This is a genomic window from Acetobacter aceti (assembly GCF_002005445.1).
Lineage (GTDB): Bacteria > Pseudomonadota > Alphaproteobacteria > Acetobacterales > Acetobacteraceae > Acetobacter > Acetobacter aceti_B.
In genome coordinates this window covers 1,430,447-1,449,900 of record NZ_CP014692.1, presented here as the reverse complement: position 1 = coordinate 1,449,900, position 19,454 = coordinate 1,430,447, and the positions used below count along the sequence as shown (strand labels likewise).

The following is a 19,454-nucleotide window of genomic DNA, read 5'->3' as shown; positions in this document are numbered from 1 at the left end:
TTTCCTCTTATGTGTGAGCGGCGGAGAAACCCTGTCGCCCGCATGTGGTTGAAGGTAAGACAGACTTCCACAGGATGAACTGACAGGACCACCCCATGACTGAAACAGCGATACTCGGTGGAGGATGCTTCTGGTGCGTGGAGGCCGTGCTGGTCTCCATCAACGGCGTCCTGAGCGTGCAGTCCGGCTATGCGGGCGGCAAGACCGAAAACCCGACTTATAAAGAGGTCTGCTCTGGCCTCACCGGTCATGCGGAAGTCGTGGAAGTCATCTTTGATCCGGCGGTGATTTCCTATGCCCAGCTTTTGCGGATTTTCTTCACGCTACACGATCCGACCACGCTGAACCGGCAGGGGAATGACAGAGGCACCCAGTATCGGTCGGTCATTTTCTGGACCAGTGAAGAACAGCGTGCAACGGCGGAAGCTGTCAGGCAGGAAATCGAACAGTCGGGCCTGTGGAATGCGCCGTTGGTTACGCAGATCGAACCGCTGACCACATTCTGGCCAGCGGAAGCGGAACATGATGACTATTTCAGGCGTAATCCTGACAATGGGTATTGTCAGGTTGTTGTTGCGCCGAAGGTTGTGAAGATGCGGAAGGTTTTTGCGGGTTTGCAGAAAAGGTCCGATGAAAGCTGATCGCACTAAAAGCTTTGAACGATTTTATGCTTAAAATATCTGATGTTATCTATAAATAGTCCACTTTTGGGAGGGGAAAAGATCCTGTGTATTCATAAAAACTAAATTATGTTTTGCAACATAATTAAGGGATTTCGACAAACAGACACTCGAAAAATTAGAGATAAAAAATAGGTTGCAAAAGGAGCACGAGAAACAAAACTCAATTTTTTAGGTGAGAAATGTCAGAGAAATTTTCTGAAGCATTAAAATATTTAGATGGAAATAATTTATATGGCATATGGAACGACATTAATTCCGATGTAGAAAATAATATTCACACATCAGAAGCTATAAAAAATCTTGTAGATTTTTTTGAGTTTGCCATTCAGAAAAATCTTATAGTAGAATACGACGTTGAGAAAAAGATAGCTAAGTTTTCTGGGGACTCTCCATTCGTAGTTTCTCGTAGAATATTAGGGAATTTTATAACACACAATAACAACCTTCCTGAAAAAAATCCTCTATCAGATAATGATTTCTTTTGCTATTTACTTTATAAAACAGGATGGGCCATTTTGAAAAATGGGACCAAGCTGATAACACCTGATGTATAATATTTTGTTGTGATTGCCGAACCCTCTTACTCTGCTTAGCCCTCGCATTTCGGCCGAGCCTGTTTCTATGTCGAAGACGCATTCCATGCCCGCCGAGGGAATCTTACGGACCGTCTACTGCAGAAACTTCCGCTCAGATGTTTTTGCCTTCATAAAGTAGAGCGAAAGCAGACATACCTACAAATGGTATAATCGTCTTTTGAAGCAGACCTTATCTACCCCTCACTCCACGACCACATCCTGACTCACATCCACCCACCCCGCATCAACCAGTTCCGCCACTCGCCCCGGTGTCAGCCTTACCGAACTCGTTAGCGAACCTGCCGCCGGATACACCTCGTCAAACGCTTTCAGTGAGATGTCGCAATAGACTTTCATCGGCTGCGGCAGACCGAACGGGCATACACCGCCGACGGGATGACTGGTCAGTTCCAGAACCTCCTCGGCGGGGAGCATTCTGGGGCGTGCGCCAAACGCGGCCTTGGTCTTGCGGTTATCGAGGCGTGCATCTCCGGCCATGACGACAAGAACCCGCTCCTCGCCCACCTTGATGGCCAGTGTCTTGGCGATCTGGCCTTCCTTTACGCCCAGCGCCTGAGCCGCCAGAGGGACCGTCGCCGTGCTCGCGCCCTGATCGATGATCTCCACGTCGGGCGCGTTGGCGACAAAAAAGGCTTTAACGGATTCAAGACTCATACTTCATGCCTCTGGCAACGGGGTTCCCGAAACAGCGGGAATCCTTCTTCAATCATCACGATGCAGACATGGCTTCCAGCAACCGGGCGATCGCCTCCGCGCCGGGGTCCGGCACGTCGTTCATCTGGCTCTCCGGCACGTAGGACGCGCGTCCGGCGTGAGCCTTGCCCATCTTTCTGGTGGCGTCGGCGCCCTTGCGGGCCGCTGCTGCCGCGTCTCTGATCGAGCCGCCATCAGCCAGCGCTTTCAGAGCCGGATCAATCGCGTCGATCATGGTCCGGTCACCCGGCTTCGCGCCTCCCAGTGTCTGCATGGCCTCCAGCCCTTCCTGTAGCGCCACGGCCCATGATGACGTGCTGCGGCCTGCTGTCGAGAACAGAACCGACAGAAGAGCCCCGCTGGAACCGCCAGTGTGACGGGTCAGCACGCGCCCGATGGTGCCGAACAGCGCGTGCGGGTCAGCGAGAGGCAGACGGTCCAGCGCATTGAGGATTTCCTTTGCGGCTTCGGCAAAGGTCGAGCCTGCGTCGCCATCGCCGATCTTGGCGTCAAGCGCGTTGAGACTGTCAGCATTTTCGATCAGGGCTTCGGCCCCCGTACGCATCAGAGCTTCCAGTTGCGGGCTGGAGGAGGCCGCGACTTCAAAGGTTTCCGGAAGCGCGGGCATCTTGCGGAGGGCGGGTTTGCCGAAAGTCGCGACACCGGGCCATGCGGGCGGCTCGACGGACGCCTTCAGCGCCTTGGTGATGTCGTCAGTCAGTTCAATGACGGTCAGCGAAAAGCCGTTCATATCCAGTGCCGTCATGACGGGCGCTGGCCCGATGATGAGTTCGACCTTTTGCGCGAGGGGTGTTTTGGCGAAGGCTTCGAGCAGCAGCGTCATTTCAACAGGCGGGATGCTGCCGAGCATGTTGAGCAGCAGGGCGTATTTCTTTTCACCACCAGAAAGCGCCTTCTGAAGCGCGGCCGCCGCCTGCGCCATGAGGTTGTCCGCTTTGGCGACGTCGATCTGCTGGGCGCCCGGCTCGCCGTGAATGCCCAGACCGAGTTCGGCCTGAGTGTCGTCCAGACGGGTTTTATGCGCGGTGTCGTAGGCGTTACAGTCCGTCAGGGAGAGACCGATCGACGCAATTTTCTCTGCGGCCTCCCGCGCCTTTCGGGCCACGACATCCAGCGGCTCGCCCTGTGACGCCGCATGACCGGCAATCTTCTGGACCAGCACGGTTCCGGCAAGCCCACGCGGAAAACGACTGTCAGGGAGAGCGATATCGTCGCCCACGATGACCGTCTCGACAGGAATACCCATGTCGCGGGCCTGCTCGGCGGCCAGCGTGAAGTTCAGGCGGTCTCCGGTATAGCTCTTGATGACCAGCAGACATCCGGCTTTTCCCGAGACGGCCAGAATCGCGGCCAGTACGGCATCGACACCGGGCGAAGCGAACACGGAGCCACACACTGCCGCGTCCAGCATCCCCTCCCCGACAAAACCCGCATGGGCCGGTTCGTGGCCGGAGCCACCGCCCGAGATGATCGCCACATGCTCCGGATTGCGTTCTTTACGCAGGACAACCTTGATCTCGGGATAGCCGTCGAGGCGGCAGAGATGCTGCCCCATGGAAGAGCGCAACAGGCCGTCGAGCGATTCCGTCACCAGAGTTTCTCGGGAGTTGAAGAAGCGCTTCATCGGCACTGTCTCTTTCTTTTGTTCGTATCCGTCTTGCCCGCCAATGACCTCCGAGACAAGAAACAGCCCCGCGAGCCGTCATTCCCGTAACGCACGACGGTCCCCTCCGGCTCCTTTCTTTCCGTCCGGGCTTCATCACTGTATGGTGCCCGCCCCTGCATATAAGCGGAGCTTGTTAAGTCCCATGGACCCGGCGTCCCCTCGCCCTACCGGCAAACCCCTGTCGTTTCAGGATCTGATCCTGACCCTCCATCGCTTCTGGTCGGCCCAAGGGTGCGCCATCCTTCAGCCCTACGACATCGAGGTCGGCGCGGGCACGCTCTCCCCGCACACCACGCTGCGGGCGTTGGGCGATACGCCGTGGAAGGCCGCCTATGTGCAGCCGTCCCGCCGTCCTTCCGACGGACGCTATGGCGAGAACCCGAACCGGCTCCAGCATTATTACCAGTATCAGGTGCTGCTGAAGCCGACGCCGGAAGAGAGTCAGCAACTTCTGCTGGAGAGCTACCGCGCCATCGGGATCGACCCGGATCTGCACGACATCCGTTTTGTCGAGGATGACTGGGAGAACCCGACCATCGGCGCATGGGGTCTCGGCTGGGAAGTCTGGTGTGACGGCATGGAAGTGACGCAGTTCACCTACTTCCAGCAGGTCGGCGGTATTCCTGTGTCGGTGCCGTCTACGGAACTGACCTACGGACTTGAGCGCCTCGCCATGTATGTGCAGGGCGTCGAGAACGTCTATGACCTCGCCTTCAACGACGCGGGGCTGAAGTATGGCGACGTGTTCCTGCGGGCCGAGCGCGATTACTCGCGGCATAACTTTGAACTGGCGAACACGGAGATGCTGCATCGCCACTTCATCGACGCTGAAAAAGAGTCCGTGGCGCTGGCGGAAGCCGGTGTGGCCCAGCCTGCTTACGATCAGTGCCTGAAAGCCAGCCACCTGTTCAACCTGCTCGATGCGCGCGGCGTTATCAGCGTGAGCGAGCGCGCTTCCTATATCGGTCGCGTCCGCACGCTGGCGAAACTCTGCTGTGAAACCTGGCTGGCCGAAGAAGTCGCCACAAAGAAGGTGGAGGGCTGAGTCATGGCTGAACTTCTGCTCGAACTTCTCTCGGAAGAAATCCCGGCCCGTATGCAGGAAACGGCGGGCGAGGATCTGGCCCGTCTGTTCGGAAAAGCCTTCGCCGCTCTCAATCCGCGTGAGGTGAAAACCTTTACCGGTCCTCGTCGGATTGCCCTGACCTGCCAGTTGAACACGGAAGTCCCCGCCGAGACCGTGGCCGAGCGTGGTCCGCGTGACGGTGCGCCGGAACAGGCGCTGGCCGGGTTCACGCGTAAACATGGTGTGAGCAAGGACGATCTGGTTCTGGAAAACGGCTTCTGGGTACTGAACTGTGCAACGCCTGCCGTGTCCGCCGAAGTGTCTCTGGCCGAGCGTCTGCCCGAAATCCTGCGCCAGTTCCCCTGGCCGAAGTCCATGCGCTGGGGCACGGGCAGCAGCTTTACATGGGTGCGTCCGCTGCGTCGTATCCTGTGCATTCTGGACGGAACGGTCGTGCCGTTCTCACTGGCGACGGACACGGATACCGGTCACGGCCTGACAGGCAGTAACCTTACGGAAGGACACCGCTTCTTCCCGGTTGGCTCCACACGCGCCGAGCCGTTTGCGGTCAAGGGTGTCGCGGACTGGCGCGAAGGGCTGAACAGCCGTCGCGTGATGATCGAAGCGTCTGACCGTCGTCAGGCCATCGTCAAAGGCATCAACGATCTGGCCGGACAGGAAGGGCTGAACATCGCTCCCGACGCCGGGCTGGTGGACGAGGTGGCCGGACTGGTCGAATGGCCCGTGCCGCTGCTGGGTCGTATCGACGAGACGTTCATGGAACTGCCTGCCGAGGTGATGCAGGTTTCCATGCGTGTGAACCAGCGCTACTTCGCTCTGCGTCACAGCGACGGCACCGCCGCTCCGCGCTTCGCGTTCGTGGCGAACATTGAGCCGACTGACGGCGGCGCACAGGTCATTGCCGGCAACGAGCGCGTGCTTCGCGCGCGCTTCTCCGATGCGCGTCACTTCTGGGATCTGGATCGCAAGCAGACACTTGAGTCACGCGTTGCGGGCCTCGACCGTGTCACGTTCCATGCCGATCTGGGCAGTCAGGGCGAACGGGTGAAGCGGCTTGTGCGTCTGGCGGAAATCATCGCGCCGATGGTGGGAGCCAACCCGGCCCACGCTGCTCGTGCCGCGCTGCTGAGCAAGAGCGATCTCTCCACCGGCATGGTTGGTGAGTTCCCTGAGTTGCAGGGCGTAATGGGCGGTTATTACGCCCGTCATGACCATGAGCCTGAGGATGTCAGCACTGCTATTGCCGAGCAGTATATGCCGCGCGGTCCTGCTGACAGCGTGCCGACGGCTCCTGTTTCCATCGCTCTGGCGCTGGCTGACCGGTTTGACATGCTGGTCGGGTTCTTCGCTGTCGGTGCAAAGCCGAGCGGTTCCGGCGACCCGTATGGCCTGCGTCGTGCGGCTCTGGGAATCATCAATCTGATCCGCACCAACAGTCTGCGCCTTGATCTGGTCGCGCTGTTTGTAAAGGCGTCCGAGGCTCTGCCCCCTGCCCTTCAGAACGCGCCTGATCTGGATCTTCTGCCCGGCTTCATCGCCGAACGTCTGCGTGTGCAGCTTCGTAGCGAGGGCGCACGTCACGACATTCTCGCCGCCATATCGGTCGGGAATACAGACAGCGATATCGTTCGTCTGCTGGCCCGCACGGAGGCGCTGGCCTCCATGCTGGCGACGGAAGACGGCAGGAACCTGCTCGCCGCGACCAAGCGTGCCGCGAATATCCTGCGGATCGAGGACAAGAAGGACGGCCCGCACGAGGGCACGCCGGATGCCTCGCTCTATACGCAGGAAGAGGAAATTGCTCTGGCCAATGCGCTGGGTGCGGTCATTCCCAAGGTTGAAACGGCCTTTGGAGAAGAACACTACTCCGATGCAATGCGCGAGGCTGCCAGCCTGCGCTCCGTGCTGGACACGTTCTTCGACAAAGTGACAGTCAATGCCGACGATGCGCAGGTGCGTGGCAATCGTCTGAAGCTGTTGTCGGAACTGGTGCGGATGACGCGTCTGATTGCGGATTTCAGCCAGATTGACGGGTGATCGGTTCGCGGTCTGAGAAAATCGGGACGGTTCATGCTGTCCCGTTTTTTAGTCCAGATCGACGGATTTCTCATGCAATCCGCAAAGACTACTCCACGCGGTAGACTTTATCGTTTCCCAATGCGAAACACATTCTGCCTTCCGGAAAAAGCGATTTTATCTGTGGGTGATTGATATCCAATCCACCCGTGTAGCTTCCACAGGCTGGCAATATCAGTCGCTCTCTGCTGGCAAGAAAGCATTTACGACTCAGCCTGTGCCCCCTGATCCGCATCTGGATCTTGGGATGAAAATGTCCGGAAATTTCCGCATATCCTGACGGGATGTCATCAGAGGGGATATGGCGAAACAGCAGATTTTCGTACCTGAACTCTTCAACCCACTCTCCGGAGAGGTCATGGAACGGTTCACTGTCATGGTTGCCCGTAATCCAGACCATATTCGTCTGCTCAGTGATACGCTCCAGCCGTCGCCAGTCTTCTGATGAGAGCCGGTTGAAGGCGTCCCTGTCGTGAAAACTGTCACCCAAAGCGATCATTTTTTGCGGAGCGCAGTCTTTTACGAGCTGTTCCAGTTGTTCGAGCGTTGAAGACGTGTCACCCGGTGGAAGGAGCAGGCCATACGTGAGTGCCGAGCTTCCCTTTTCAAAATGCAGGTCTGAAACAACAAGAATATTACCGTCAGGAATGAAAACCGCGCCTGACGGCAACAGAAAAAGACGGTTCTCCCCAAGTGTAATTTCAGTTTTGCTCACGATTTTTCAGACAATCTGAAAAGTGCCTCCGCTTCAGCCAGAAGCGCCTCCTCACCAGAACCCCCTTTGATTTTTTCACGCCCCTGTTCAAGCAGCAAAGGCACCGCAAAAGGAGAAATCCGTGGAAGGCTCACAATATCCAGTTTACCGCTCACCCGTTTCAGCATCGCCGAAAGCCGGTTAAGGTCGGTCAGTCCCGCTGCGGCCTGCATACGCGTTGCCCGCAGGAGAATGTGGTCGGGATCGTATTTGAGCAACACGTCATAGAGAAGATCGGTGCTCATGGTCATTTGCCGCCGACTTTTCTCACGACCGGGGAGATTACGGTCAACAAGCCCGGAAATCAGCGCCACTTCACGAAAGGTGCGCCGGAGCATGGCGCTTTTATCGAGCCATTCCTGCAGGTTGTCGCCCAGCAACTGTTCGCTGAAAAGCTCTCCAATATTTTCAGGCGGATGAACGGACCAGCACGCCAGAGCATAGTCATTTGCGACAAAGCCCAGAGGCGCAGCTCCGGTCTGCTCAAGTCTGTTCGTTAAAAGCATTCCCAGAGTCTGATGGGCATTACGTCCTTCAAAAGCATAACAGATCAGATAATATCTTTTCTTATAAGCAAATGTTTCAATCAGGAGTCCCTCCGGGGCTGGCATGCGGGAATAGCGTTCCTGTTTCTGTAACCAGTTCTGAACCGTTTCAGGCAGGTCAGGCCACAGAGAGCGCGTGCTCAGAATTGTCAGAACCCGCTTCGCCAGATTGGACGAGATGGACAGGCGATTGCCGCCATATACAGGCACACGGGGATTCTGCCCTCGCCCGGTGGCGACCTGAACACTCGTGTCCCGCATGCCCAGAAACTCAAACAGCCCTCCACCAAGCAGAAAGGTGTCACCCGGCAGAAGCGTGGACGCGAAAAACTCGTCTATCTCACCACAGTATTTCCCCTGCCGTGTTTTGACGCGCAGCAACGGAGAGTCGACAATCGTGCCGATATTCATGCGGTACTGTTTTATGATCTTTTCGTTACGAACCCAGATCTGGCCCAGATCGTTACGAAACAGACGCCGATGCCGGTCATAGGAACGCAGCGCATAACCACCGTCCTCCACAAACCGAAGAACAGCTTCAAAATCCTGAAGCGATAAATTCTGGTAGGGTGCGGAGCGGCAGACTTCTTCGTAAAGCTTCTCCGGGTCAAACGGTCCTGCACAAGCCGTGCCGAGAATATGCTGGGCCAGCACATCAAAGGTGCCTGCCCGTGGCGGCTCACCATCCAGATCGTGTTGCAGCACAGCATCCCTGGCTGCTTCACACTCAATGACTTCCCACCTATTGGCTGGCGCGATCAGCGCGCGTGATGGTTCGTCCATGCGGTGATTGGCGCGACCAATGCGCTGGGTAAGGCGCGCCACTTCTTTCGGCGCGCCAACCTGTATGATCTGATCGACATTGCCCCAGTCCAGCCCCAGATCAAGGGAAGAAGTCGCAACGACAGCCCGAAGCGCGCTGTTGGCCATGGCCTCTTCAATACGGGCGCGATGCACACCATCCAGACTTCCGTGATGCAGGCCAATCGGTAGATTCTCAGTATTTTCCTTCCACAGAGCCTGAAACAGAAGCTCGGCCTGCGCTCTGCTGTTTACAAAAACGATGGTCAGTCGGGCCTGCTGAATGGCTTTCAGAATGGCGCTCGCGCTTCCAAGTCCCATATGACCGGACCAGGGAAAATAACCGCCACCATCCGGCATGAGCAGGCTGATATCCGGCGCAGCCCCCTCCTCCGCGATGATGGTCCTTACATCGGAAGCTTTTCCGGTCGGCGACACCCAGGCGGCCATGGCGACTGGGTGAGCCACGGTGGCCGATAATCCGCAGCATTGCAGCGCTGGCGCCATCGCATACAGGCGCGTGGCGCACAGGGCGAGTTGATCGCCTCTTTTGGTGCCTGCAAGCGCATGAACCTCGTCTATGACGAGACGTTTCAGCGACTGAAAATAGTCCGCTGCTTCCGGGTAGGACAAAAGCAACGCGAGACTTTCCGGCGTCGTCAGCAGGATATGCGGTGGGGTTTTCTGCTGGCGCTTTCGCTGGCTGGCCGAAGTGTCGCCCGTCCGCACCTCAACCCGAATGGGAAGCGTCATTTCAACAACCGGACGAGCCAGACTCTGCGCGACATTGTTCGAAAGCGCTTTCAGAGGGCTGATATAGAGTGTGTGGAGGTGCGAAGGCGGCTCATCGTTGCCCGCAAGGTCGATCAGGCTTGGGAGAAAGCCAGCCAGTGTTTTGCCGCCACCGGTCGGTGCGATGAGCAGGGCTGATACGCCATCCCGTGCCGCCTGAACTGCGGCAAGCTGGTGCTGGCGGGGCGTCCAGCCCTGCCCATCAAACCAGCTCTGGAAGAGCGGAGGAAGTTCTGTGATCATCTTCCTGAGGAACGCACGGGCGTTTCAGGGGTTCTATGAGAGAGAACAAATAACGAAACAGCAGAGGGCTGGGCATGGATTGGCTGGAACTGAAACCTGAAGGTCTGTTCTGCAAGCCGGGGAATTTTTATATCGACCCGCTCCGTCCCGTGTCCTGTGCCGTCATCACCCATGGCCACTCCGACCATGCCCGCCCCTATCACCAGCACGTCATCAGCACGCCAGAGACACTCGCCATCATGCGGCTGCGTATGGGCGAGGAACGGGCCGGCGCCCACCAGCAGGCGCTGACATACGGCGAGTGTGTAATGCAGGGCGATGTGCGGCTCTGGCTGGCGCCCGCAGGGCATGTGTTGGGCAGCTCTCAGGTGGTCATGGAGTATCAGGGACAGCGCGCAGTCGTCAGCGGCGATTATAAACGGGCCGGAGACCCGACCTGCCGTCCGTTCGAGGTTGTGCCCTGTGATCTCTTTGTGACTGAAGCGACATTCGCGCTTCCGGTCTTCCGGCTTCCTGATCCCAGACACGAAATCGCCAAACTCCTCCATGACGTCAGGCTGTTTCCCGAACGAACCCATGTCGTGGGGTGTTATGCGCTCGGGAAATGCCAGCGGCTGATCGCGCTGTTGCGGGAGGAAGGCTATCACAAGCCTCTGTGGCTGCATGGCGCGCTGCTTCCGATGTGCCAACTTTACGAAAGCTTCGGCGTGCCGCAGGGCATACTCAACTCCGCTACGGTCGCCCGCAAGGAAGAACTTCGGGGAGGTATCGTGCTGGCCCCTCCCTCCGCCATTGCCGACCGATGGGCGCGACGGCTCCCCGAACCGGTGGTCTGTCTGGCGTCCGGTTGGATGCATATCCGACAGCGCGCCAAGGCACGCGGGGTCGAACTTCCTCTCGTCATCAGTGACCATGCCGACTGGGACGCCCTGCTCGACACCTGTCAGGCGACGGGGGCATCCGAAGTCTGGGTCACGCATGGCCGGGAAGACGCCCTGATCCACGCATTGGGACAGATGGGTATTAAAGGCCGTGCGCTCAGGCTTGTGGGATATGAGGAAGAGGACGAAACAGCTTATGGGGAGGCTGCGGCATGATTGCCTTTGCCGCTCTGCTTGAGCGTCTCGCTTTCACCCCGTCCCGCCACATGAAGATTGCTCTTTTGAAAGAGTATTTTTCGATGGCTTCAGACCCTGACCGTGGCTACGCGCTGGCGGCCATGGCGGGTACTCTCTCCTTCGCGTCGGCCAAACCCGCAATGTTGCGGGCGCTGGCCATGGAGCGCATTGATCCACAACTTTTCGCCTGGTCTTACGACTATGTCGGCGATCTGGCGGAAACGGTCGCCCTGATCTGGCAGGCGGACCAGAATGAATCCTCTTATACCCCGCCCACTCTGACGGAAGTGGTCGAGACCTTGCGGGATATTTCAAAAATAGAAGTTGCTGCCGTTATTACCGGATGGCTGGATAACTCGAATGTCTCTTCACGCTACGCGCTCCTGAAACTGATTACCGGCTCTCTGCGTGTCGGCGCTTCAGCACGTCTGGCCAAAACCGCGCTTGCGGAAATGGCCAGTCTTACAGCCGATGAAATCGAGGAGGTCTGGCACGGTCTGGAAGCGCCTTACACGCCCCTGCTCCACTGGATCGAAGGGAAAGGTCCACGGCCCGACCCGAAAGATGCTCCGGTTTTCCGTCCTCCCATGCTTGCTCAGCCACTGGAAGGCGTGGATCTCGCGACTTTTACTCCTTCTGAATGGCGTGCGGAATGGAAATGGGACGGCATCCGGGTGCAGCTTGTCGCCACCCCGGACGGAGAACGCGTTTACACCCGTACAGCAGAAGATATTGGCAAGGCGTTTCCCGAACTTCTGACCGTCATGAGTGACATTGGCAGTCAGGTTGTTCTTGATGGCGAACTTCTTGTGATTCACGATGATGAGGTCGCGCCTTTCGCCATCCTGCAGCAGCGCCTCAATCGGAAAGCACCGACAGCCGCCATGCTGCGCGACAATCCGGCGGGTGTCCGGCTTTACGATATTCTGTTTGAAGATGGAGAAGATTTGCGATCTCTCCCCTTCGATCTCCGCCGTGCCCGACTGGAAAGCTGGTTTGCACGGGTGCAGCCGCCTCGTATGACGCTTTCGGAACTGATTCCGTTTACCGACTTCAGTGAACTGGCTGCCCTGCGAGAGAACGCCAGAAGTGAAGGCATCGAGGGGCTGATGCTGAAAAAAGCTGACAGTCTGTACGTGCCCGGCCGCCCGCGAGGACCGTGGTGGAAATGGAAACGCGAACCTCTGACAGTGGATGCCGTCGTCATGTATGCCCAGCGCGGCCACGGGAAACGAAGCAGTTTCTATTCCGACTTCACGTTCGGACTTTGGCGCACTGTTGGAAACCTGAAAGAACTGGTGCCGATCGGCAAAGCCTATTCCGGATTTACTGATGAGGAACTGAAGTTTCTCGATAAGTGGGTGCGTGATCACACTGCCGGGCGCTTCGGACCGGTCAGGGAAATTGAAAAGGGCCTTGTGCTGGAAATAGCATTTGATGCAGCGCAGTATTCAAAAAGACACAAGAGCGGTGTTGCCTTGAGGTTCCCAAGGGTATCACGCATCCGGCAGGACAAACCGGCGGATGAGGCGGATACGCTGGAAGATTTTGTGGCGGCGTTTCTTTGATGGAATGCTGTGGCAACGTCTCGATCTGATGGCCGGGACTGTTTTCGGGGTGAACACAAGGTAACGGACGCTGTGCGCGAGGCATAATCCTGTCTGACACCGCTTTCAGACTTTCCAATCAACCGGGGATCGGAATTGATGAGTTCCAGAATGAAAAACCCCGGAACAGATAGGCCGCTCCGGGGTTTCCTGATCAAATATCCATAAGCACGTGCCGATATGGCTTTCAGCCCGGCAGGTTATCTGAATGACCGATTGAGATCAGATAGAGTGACTTGTCAAAAAAGTTTTCTGACAAGCCACCAATCCTTCAGATCCCAAGTGTCAGAAGTAGTTTTCAGTAGTGCACAGATGCGGAATCCAGCAGAGGCGCCTTAGGTGGAGCGAATGTGGTCAGATCAATTCCTTCCACGGCCTCCATGTATTCTTCAGTGCTCGGCGTGTGGCCAAGGATCGCCGACAGCACAACAACCGGCGTTGACGCCAGAAGTGATTCACCCTTTTTGGTCCCGGAATCTTCTACAACACGGCCCTGAAAGAGGCGGGTCGAGGTCGCCAGAACGGTATCGCCCTTCTCTGCTTTTTCCTGATTACCCATGCACAGGTTACAGCCAGGGCGCTCCAGATAAAGGATGTTTTCATACTCGGTGCGTGGAGCGCTTTTCGGGTGTGAGTCGTCAAATTCGAAGCCGGAATACCGCTCCAGAATTTCCCAGTCCCCTTCGGCCTTCAACTCGTCAATGATGTTGTAGGTTGGAGCAGCCACGACGAGCGGAGCATTGAACTCCACCTTACCTTTTGCTTTCTCGATATTCTTGAGCATCTGGGCCACGATTTTCATATCGCCCTTATGCACCATGCAGGAACCGACAAACCCGAGATCGACTTTCTTGTTGCCGCCATAGTAGGAAATCGGGCGGATTGTGTCGTGGGTATAACGCTTGGACACATCCTTGTTGTTGACATCCGGATCAGCGATCATGGGCTCGTTGATCACGTCGAGATCAACAACAACCTCGGCAAAGTATTTTGCATTGTCGTCCGGAGCAAGCGGAGGATGTTCGCCCGAGCGTATGCCAGCAATGCGCTTGTCCGCCTTGGCGATAAGCCCCTTCAGTGTGCCCGCGGCATTATCCATGCCTTTGTCGATCATGATCTGGATGCGCGACTTGGCGATTTCCAGCGATTCAATCAGCGTCTCTGCCTGAGAGATGCAGATGGAGGCCTTGGCCTTCATCTCGGCTGTCCAGTCGGTAAAGGTGAAGGCCTGATCGGCAAGAAGCGTGCCGATATGCACTTCGATGATACGACCCTGAAACACGTTGTCGCCACACTGCTTGAGCATCTGCGCCTGTGTCGCATGCACCACGTCACGGAAGTCCATGTGCGGCTGCATCGTGCCTTTGAACGTCACCTTGACCGACTGCGGGATCGGCATGGTCGCCTCACCGGTGGCAAGAGCCAGCGCCACCGTGCCTGAGTCGGCGCCGAACGCCACACCTTTGGACATACGGGTGTGGCTGTCACCACCGATGATGATATCCCAGTCACTCACGGTCAGGTCGTTCAGAACCTTGTGAATCACGTCCGTCATCGGGGGATAGACCCCCTTCGGATCACGGGCTGTGATCAGACCGAAGTCGTTCATGAATTTCATGAGCTTCGGAATGTTCGCCTGTGCCTTCTTGTCCCAGACGGATGCCGTGTGACAGCCCGACTGATACGCACCATCCACCAGAGGAGAAATGACGGTCGCCGCCATCGCCTCAAGTTCCTGCGCTGTCATCAGGCCGGTCGTATCCTGCGAACCGACGATGTTCACCTGCACGCGGACGTCCGACCCTGCATGCAGAACCTTGCCCGGTGTCACGCCGACCGCGTTTCGGTTGAAGATTTTCTCGACCGCCGTCAGGCCCTGGTTGTCGATGGTGATCTCTTTGTTCGGCGCGAAAACGGTCGGGGCGGTGATTCCCAGCGTCTGCGCAGCAAATGTCTGGATCTTCTTACCGAAAACGATAGCGTAGGAGCTGCCGGCCTTCATGAACTCCAGCTTCTGGGGCGTGAAGGACGCAGAGATATCGGCCAGTTCCTTGCCATTCGCGTCGCGAAGCGTCTTGTTCTTCACGTCGATGTTCAGAATGGTGCCGGTCGCGACCGAGTATTTTTCCTCAAGGATGGGATTGCCATCACTATTCAGAACCGGCTTACCATCTGCATCGGTCTTTCTGACCCAGTTTTTCAGATTGATGCCGATGCCACCGGTCACGTCAACGGTGGTCGCAAAGATCGGTGAAATGCCATTGGTGCCCGCGACGATCGGGGCATAATTGACGAATGGAACGTAGGGGCTGGCCTGTTTGCCGGTCCAGAGCGCCACGTTGTTCACGCCTGACATACGCGACGAACCGACGCCCATCGTGCCCTTTTCGGCGATCATCATCACGCGTGCATCGGGGTGTTGCTTCTGGAGCGCGACGATTTCCTGCTGGGCCGCCGGCGAGATCATGCACTGGCCGTGCAACTCGCGGTCCGAACGGGAATGAGCCTGATTGCCCGGAGACAGGAGGTCGGTCGAAATATCGCCTTCAGCGGCGATAAAAGTGACGACCTTGATTTCGTCTTCAACAGGCGGAAGTTTGGTGAAGAACTCGGCCTTCGCGTAGCTCTCAAGCACGTCTTTGGCGACGGTGTTACCTGCTTTGTAGGCATCACGCAGCCGGAACAGGTCGGCGTCGTAGAGGAAAACCTGAGTTTTCAGCACCTCGCCAGCCTGCATGGCGATCGCTGCGTTATCGCCAAGAGCAATGTCGAGCAGAACCTTGACCGAGGGGCCGCCTTTCATGTGCGACAGCAGTTCGAGCGCGTAGGCGGGTGTAATCTCGGGGACGACCGTTTCGCCCTCGACGATCTTCTTCAGGAACGCGGCCTTGACGCCAGCGGCGCTCGTGGTGCCCGGCAAGGTGTTGTAAATGAAGAACTTGAGTGCGTCGGCCCGTTCCGGGTTACCGACATCCTCAATCAATGCGATGATGTCACGAACGAGACCGCCATCGTCGATCGGCTTTGGGGAAAGCCCCTGACTTTTTCGTTCCTGGATTTCGGTCAGGTAATCTGAGTAGGCGTTCATCGCAATCCCAACGTCATTGAGGTGTGTGGACCTGAAACACGGCCCTTTAGACCAGATATGGCTCAGTCGGCTCGGGGTTCTGTTGAACTCCGGTTACGCCAACGACAACCGGCTGACAAGGCACGGCATTCCGGCAAGGCAACGTCTTGAACCTCGCGTTTGACGCCTGAATTCGGCGCTTCGCCTGTTTCTTTAACCGGAGCCTGAACACCGTCGATTTTACCTCTGCCGTGCCGTTTTGATCTGACCGATGACACTGAATTTGTCATTTCAATTTTCCGGCACTGGGAAACGTATTTATACAGGGTATCGTCGATGAGTCCTGAACGATTCTCAATCGCCACCTCATTACAGGCAGCCCCAGTACTGAAGCATAGCAGCCAACACGAATACGATAGAAGCATAAAAACTTCTAAATTGTGAAAACAATTATTTATTTTTAAAATTAAAAATCATTGTTGAATTTAAATATAAAAATACAATACATTAATTCAAATTTTAATCATGAAAATACAGGCTTATCATGCCTGATATAGACTATGATTTATTAAGAAAACTTGTTCCGCACTACGCCCACCACCCCAGATGGGCTGCCTCAATGGATTAATTCAACTTACTGGGCGCTATAATTACGAAGATGCCAACAAAAAATACAATGAAAATATAACAAAAAATTTACCGACCTTACCAAACACAAAATACAATAATGACAAAAGCTGCTTCAGCAGCCTTGCTGATTTCATTTCTAATCCAACTTTGCTATCTCAGTTTCCTCTTTGCATTGAGGAATCATGCTTTTATTGGAAATCCCGCGGGTGCAACAAAATTTCTGAAGATACAGGCGATGTATCAAAAGTAACTTTATCTGTAAATGGTGGATTGAATGGTCTATCTTTTCGAATAAAAAGCACCAAAAAAGCAAAGACACTACTATCAGCTACAACCGAAAAAGAAATAGAGAAGTCATATTCAAATATTTTATTTTGAATTTAAATTATTTTTTGATATTTCTATATAAAATTTTACATACGGATCCCTTTCAACAAGAGGAAGCCCTTCATCTGGATTTTTCCATATAATAAGACAAAGAAGATATTTTCCATTCTCTGGCAGAGCTGAAGAAAAAATATTTAACAGGATTCATATATCCACCTACATTAAGAGTTTTTCCTTCTGGAATATCCTGATAAAAAGCTGGCTGATTTTCTTTTTTTATATGATAGTACTTGAAATTAGGTGAGAAAATAGCAAATCTAACATTATTATCCCTATCATAGAGAGATTTAAGGGAAAAAATTTGTCCCGATTTTGCCCAAAAAGAATAGCAAGGCATATCATGGCGACCATAAGAAAGTGTTTTTACGACATGATTGCTATTTTTCGGAAAAGCCAACAACAATGGATTTCTCGGAGTAAGCCTGCCACTATATTCCTGAGCATAAGCCAATGATGTTACCATAAAAACCAAAAATAACAGAGAAATTTTTCTAGAAAATAATTGCACATTACCCTCTATTTAAACATAAATTTCTATAAATAAAGATTTTTGAAATCTATAAGCCGTTTTTCCAATTGAAAACAGGAAAAATCCATAAATTCACCTTTAGCGTTTTCTATTATAATTTAAAGAGGGATTTTTATCCTTTATACCCACTTACATTAGCCCCCGCATCCGGCCGCAGTCGCGCCGCCACCGGCACAGCGATGCACGTCAGCGCCCCCACGACCAGAAACCCCACCCTGAAATCCGCCGCTACCGCCTGCGGATGATCCTGAACGGCGCGCGACACCGTTACGGCAAGGGCGGCCACGCAAATTCCTGCTGACAGCATCATCTGCTGGAAGGTGGAGTAGAAGCTGGTCGCATTGCTCATTCGCTCTTCCGGCAGGTCGGCATAAGCGATGGAGTTGTAGGCCGAAAACTGGATCGCCTGCACGGCGCCGGACGCCAGCAGCACCAATGTCAGCGTCCAGAGTGGCCAGCCCGGCTGGAAGCAGGCGATTGCTCCGAAAGTGAGCGCACCGCCCCAACCCATGGTCATCATCACGGTTCGGAAACCGAAACGACGGAAAAGTGGTGGCACATACAGCCGTGAACACAGCGCCCCGATTGGGGCAGAAAAGACCACCATGCCGCTCTGCGCCGGGCTCAGGCCGAAACCGATCTGCAGCATGGCGGGCATCAGGAACGGAAAAGACCCGGCTGCGAGGCGAGAGGCCGCACCACTCAGGACGGACAGGCGGAAGGTGGGAACCTCCATCAACCGGAAATCCAGGACCGGATTGGGGCAGCGCTTCATGTGGCGGAAATAGCAGAGAAACAGACAGGCTCCAGCGAGCAGCAGAATGGCGGAGAGCCAGTAGGGTTTTGCGTTGTGACTGATCATTTCCGCGCTGAACGAGAGCAAGGCCAGACCGCCGCCAGCCAGTCCCATGCCGGGCCAGTCGAATGGACGGCTGCGGGTTTCGCGCAACTGGGGGATATGTTTCCACGTCAGATAGAGGCCGATGAGGCCGACGGGAACATTGATGTAGAAGTTCCAGCGCCATGACAGCAGGGTGGTGATGAAACCGCCCAGCACGGGGCCGAGCATCGGGCCGAGTGTGGCGGGCATCATCATCCATGTCATGGTTTTCAGCAGCTCTGATTTGGCGACACTTCGGAGCAGCACCAGCCTGCCGACCGGGACCATCAATGCGCCCCCTACGCCCTGCAACATGCGACCGAAAGCCAGCATGGGAAGACTGTTCGCCTGTCCGCACAGGATGGAGCAGACAATGAACAGGGTGATCGCCGTCATCAGGGTTGTGCGGCTACCGAAGCGATCCGCCAACGCACCGGATGCGGGAATGAAAATAGCCAGCCCGACGATGTAGGAGGTCAGCGCTACGGAAGCCGCAACCGGATCGACATGCAGGGAGGAAGCGATGGCCGGGAGGGCTGTCGCCAGAATGGTGCCGTCGAGCTGCTCCATAAACAGCAGACTGGAAATGGTCAGGGCGATGATCTGCGATCGACGTAAGGCTGGCATGTCGGCCACCAAACAGATTTTCCGCTCAGGGCACAATATGCCGGTGCGGACTCACGTATCCTTGCGAACGCATGGCTTACGCAAGAAACTCATTCAAGTTACCTCCAAACTGTTGGCTACAAAAAGCGTTGCATCATCAGTGAGATCGGTTCCAACTGCACCGACACGAACCGTATTGCGGTTCCGCGTCCCACTGACGCCTCAGGATGCTCGAAAGGAAAACAGACATGTCAGACGACAAGATCAACACCACGGAAGAAAAAATTCATGGCATCGTCGATCAGGCCAAAGGTCACATCAAGGACGCAGCCGGTGGCCTGACAGGCGATCTGGGTCTTCAGGCTGAAGGCAAGGTTGACCAGCTCGCCGGTATCGCCCGTGAGGAATTTGCCGACCTGTATGAAGAGACTGAAAGCCTTGTCGAGAAAGGCGTGTCGTTCGTGCGTGACAAGCCGCTTCTCTCACTGGGTATCGCCTCGGTGGTCGGCACGTTCATCGGCTGGCTGCTGATGCCGCGCCGCAAGGGCTGAGCCTGCAATAAAGGAGAGCCGGGTCCAGTATCCGGCTCTTTTTTTACGACTCGTGAAGAGTCTGAGTGTTTTTTCCCCTTTCCGGGGATTTTTTTTGCTCGCGACTCTTGCGCGGTCACGGG

15 protein-coding genes are annotated in these 19,454 nt (G+C 55.6%); 8 read left to right on the top strand and 7 right to left on the bottom strand.

The window, feature by feature from the left end; genetic code table 11:
• Positions 1-95 precede the first annotated feature (95 nt).
• Both msrA and A0U92_RS17225 read left to right on the top strand, forming a co-directional pair.
• The gene (gene msrA / locus A0U92_RS06510) at positions 96-641 is read left to right on the top strand and encodes a peptide-methionine (S)-S-oxide reductase MsrA (RefSeq protein WP_077812522.1); all 546 of its coding nucleotides are present in this window, start codon (positions 96-98) and stop codon (positions 639-641) included.
• A 221-nt stretch (positions 642-862) separates the two neighbouring features.
• Positions 863-1,237: a hypothetical protein gene (locus tag A0U92_RS17225; RefSeq protein WP_149026397.1), complete on the top strand. Its 375-nt coding sequence runs from the start codon at positions 863-865 to the stop codon at positions 1,235-1,237.
• Between the two features lie 222 nt (positions 1,238-1,459).
• Here A0U92_RS17225 and A0U92_RS06505 read toward each other — a convergent pair whose 3' ends face one another.
• Positions 1,460-1,933 (bottom strand): YbaK/EbsC family protein, encoded by a 474-nt coding sequence (locus A0U92_RS06505; RefSeq protein WP_077812521.1) that lies wholly within the window; start codon positions 1,931-1,933, stop codon positions 1,460-1,462.
• A gap of 55 nt (positions 1,934-1,988) precedes the next feature.
• The gene (locus tag A0U92_RS06500; protein WP_077812520.1) at positions 1,989-3,617 is read right to left on the bottom strand and encodes a dihydroxyacetone kinase subunit DhaK; all 1,629 of its coding nucleotides are present in this window, start codon (positions 3,615-3,617) and stop codon (positions 1,989-1,991) included.
• A gap of 184 nt (positions 3,618-3,801) precedes the next feature.
• On the opposite strand from A0U92_RS06500, the gene A0U92_RS06495 reads away from it, so the two are divergent.
• A complete protein-coding gene (locus A0U92_RS06495) occupies positions 3,802-4,704 on the top strand; it encodes a glycine--tRNA ligase subunit alpha (RefSeq protein ID WP_149026396.1) in 903 nt (300 codons plus the stop codon).
• A gap of 3 nt (positions 4,705-4,707) precedes the next feature.
• A complete protein-coding gene (gene glyS / locus A0U92_RS06490) occupies positions 4,708-6,783 on the top strand; it encodes a glycine--tRNA ligase subunit beta (RefSeq protein ID WP_077812518.1) in 2,076 nt (691 codons plus the stop codon).
• Between the two features lie 88 nt (positions 6,784-6,871).
• Here the strand turns inward: glyS and pdeM are convergent, their stop codons facing one another.
• Both pdeM and A0U92_RS06480 read right to left on the bottom strand, forming a co-directional pair.
• Positions 6,872-7,537, bottom strand: a complete 666-nt coding sequence (pdeM, locus tag A0U92_RS06485) for a ligase-associated DNA damage response endonuclease PdeM (protein ID WP_077812517.1) — start codon at positions 7,535-7,537, stop codon at positions 6,872-6,874.
• On the bottom strand, positions 7,534-9,957 hold the full coding sequence (locus tag A0U92_RS06480) for a ligase-associated DNA damage response DEXH box helicase (RefSeq protein ID WP_077812516.1): 2,424 nt from the start codon (positions 9,955-9,957) through the stop codon (positions 7,534-7,536). The genes pdeM and A0U92_RS06480 overlap by 4 nt, the downstream gene beginning before the upstream one ends.
• A 74-nt stretch (positions 9,958-10,031) precedes the next feature.
• Here A0U92_RS06480 and A0U92_RS06475 point away from each other — a divergent pair, with 74 nt between their 5' ends.
• Positions 10,032-11,054 carry a ligase-associated DNA damage response exonuclease gene (locus tag A0U92_RS06475; RefSeq protein WP_077812515.1) on the top strand — a complete coding sequence of 341 codons (1,023 nt, stop codon included), beginning with the start codon at positions 10,032-10,034 and terminating at the stop codon, positions 11,052-11,054.
• On the top strand, positions 11,051-12,643 hold the full coding sequence (locus A0U92_RS06470; RefSeq protein WP_077812514.1) for a cisplatin damage response ATP-dependent DNA ligase: 1,593 nt from the start codon (positions 11,051-11,053) through the stop codon (positions 12,641-12,643). The genes A0U92_RS06475 and A0U92_RS06470 overlap by 4 nt, the downstream gene beginning before the upstream one ends.
• 337 nt (positions 12,644-12,980) lie before the next feature.
• Here A0U92_RS06470 and A0U92_RS06465 read toward each other — a convergent pair whose 3' ends face one another.
• Entirely contained in the window at positions 12,981-15,770 is a 2,790-nt protein-coding gene (locus A0U92_RS06465) for a bifunctional aconitate hydratase 2/2-methylisocitrate dehydratase (protein ID WP_077812513.1), read from the bottom strand.
• A gap of 585 nt (positions 15,771-16,355) precedes the next feature.
• Between A0U92_RS06465 and A0U92_RS17220 the strand changes: the two genes are divergently transcribed.
• Positions 16,356-16,757 carry a hypothetical protein gene (locus A0U92_RS17220; protein WP_149026395.1) on the top strand — a complete coding sequence of 134 codons (402 nt, stop codon included), beginning with the start codon at positions 16,356-16,358 and terminating at the stop codon, positions 16,755-16,757.
• 70 nt (positions 16,758-16,827) lie between these two features.
• On the opposite strand, the gene A0U92_RS17215 is transcribed toward A0U92_RS17220, so the two are convergent.
• Positions 16,828-17,274, bottom strand: coding sequence for a hypothetical protein (locus tag A0U92_RS17215; protein WP_149026394.1), 447 nt, complete (start codon positions 17,272-17,274; stop codon positions 16,828-16,830).
• Between the two features lie 133 nt (positions 17,275-17,407).
• Positions 17,408-18,802, bottom strand: a complete 1,395-nt coding sequence (locus A0U92_RS06460; RefSeq protein WP_077814288.1) for an MFS transporter — start codon at positions 18,800-18,802, stop codon at positions 17,408-17,410.
• 227 nt (positions 18,803-19,029) lie between these two features.
• Between A0U92_RS06460 and A0U92_RS06455 the strand changes: the two genes are divergently transcribed.
• Positions 19,030-19,332 carry a CsbD family protein gene (locus A0U92_RS06455; RefSeq protein WP_077812512.1) on the top strand — a complete coding sequence of 101 codons (303 nt, stop codon included), beginning with the start codon at positions 19,030-19,032 and terminating at the stop codon, positions 19,330-19,332.
• Positions 19,333-19,454: the final 122 nt, after the last annotated feature.

Bases quoted from the DNA above. Each gene is read 5' to 3' on its own strand.
- msrA (WP_077812522.1), top strand. From the start codon at position 96: ATGACTGAAACAGCGATACTCGGTGGAGGATGCTTCTGGTGCGTGGAG.
- A0U92_RS17225 (WP_149026397.1), top strand. From the start codon at position 863: ATGTCAGAGAAATTTTCTGAAGCATTAAAATATTTAGATGGAAATAAT.
- A0U92_RS06505 (WP_077812521.1), bottom strand. From the start codon at position 1,933: ATGAGTCTTGAATCCGTTAAAGCCTTTTTTGTCGCCAACGCGCCCGAC.
- A0U92_RS06500 (WP_077812520.1), bottom strand. From the start codon at position 3,617: ATGAAGCGCTTCTTCAACTCCCGAGAAACTCTGGTGACGGAATCGCTC.
- A0U92_RS06495 (WP_149026396.1), top strand. From the start codon at position 3,802: ATGGACCCGGCGTCCCCTCGCCCTACCGGCAAACCCCTGTCGTTTCAG.
- glyS (WP_077812518.1), top strand. From the start codon at position 4,708: ATGGCTGAACTTCTGCTCGAACTTCTCTCGGAAGAAATCCCGGCCCGT.
- A0U92_RS06480 (WP_077812516.1), bottom strand. From the start codon at position 9,957: ATGATCACAGAACTTCCTCCGCTCTTCCAGAGCTGGTTTGATGGGCAG.
- A0U92_RS06475 (WP_077812515.1), top strand. From the start codon at position 10,032: ATGGATTGGCTGGAACTGAAACCTGAAGGTCTGTTCTGCAAGCCGGGG.
- A0U92_RS06470 (WP_077812514.1), top strand. From the start codon at position 11,051: ATGATTGCCTTTGCCGCTCTGCTTGAGCGTCTCGCTTTCACCCCGTCC.
- A0U92_RS06465 (WP_077812513.1), bottom strand. From the start codon at position 15,770: ATGAACGCCTACTCAGATTACCTGACCGAAATCCAGGAACGAAAAAGT.
- A0U92_RS17220 (WP_149026395.1), top strand. From the start codon at position 16,356: ATGGGCTGCCTCAATGGATTAATTCAACTTACTGGGCGCTATAATTAC.
- A0U92_RS06460 (WP_077814288.1), bottom strand. From the start codon at position 18,802: ATGCCAGCCTTACGTCGATCGCAGATCATCGCCCTGACCATTTCCAGT.
- A0U92_RS06455 (WP_077812512.1), top strand. From the start codon at position 19,030: ATGTCAGACGACAAGATCAACACCACGGAAGAAAAAATTCATGGCATC.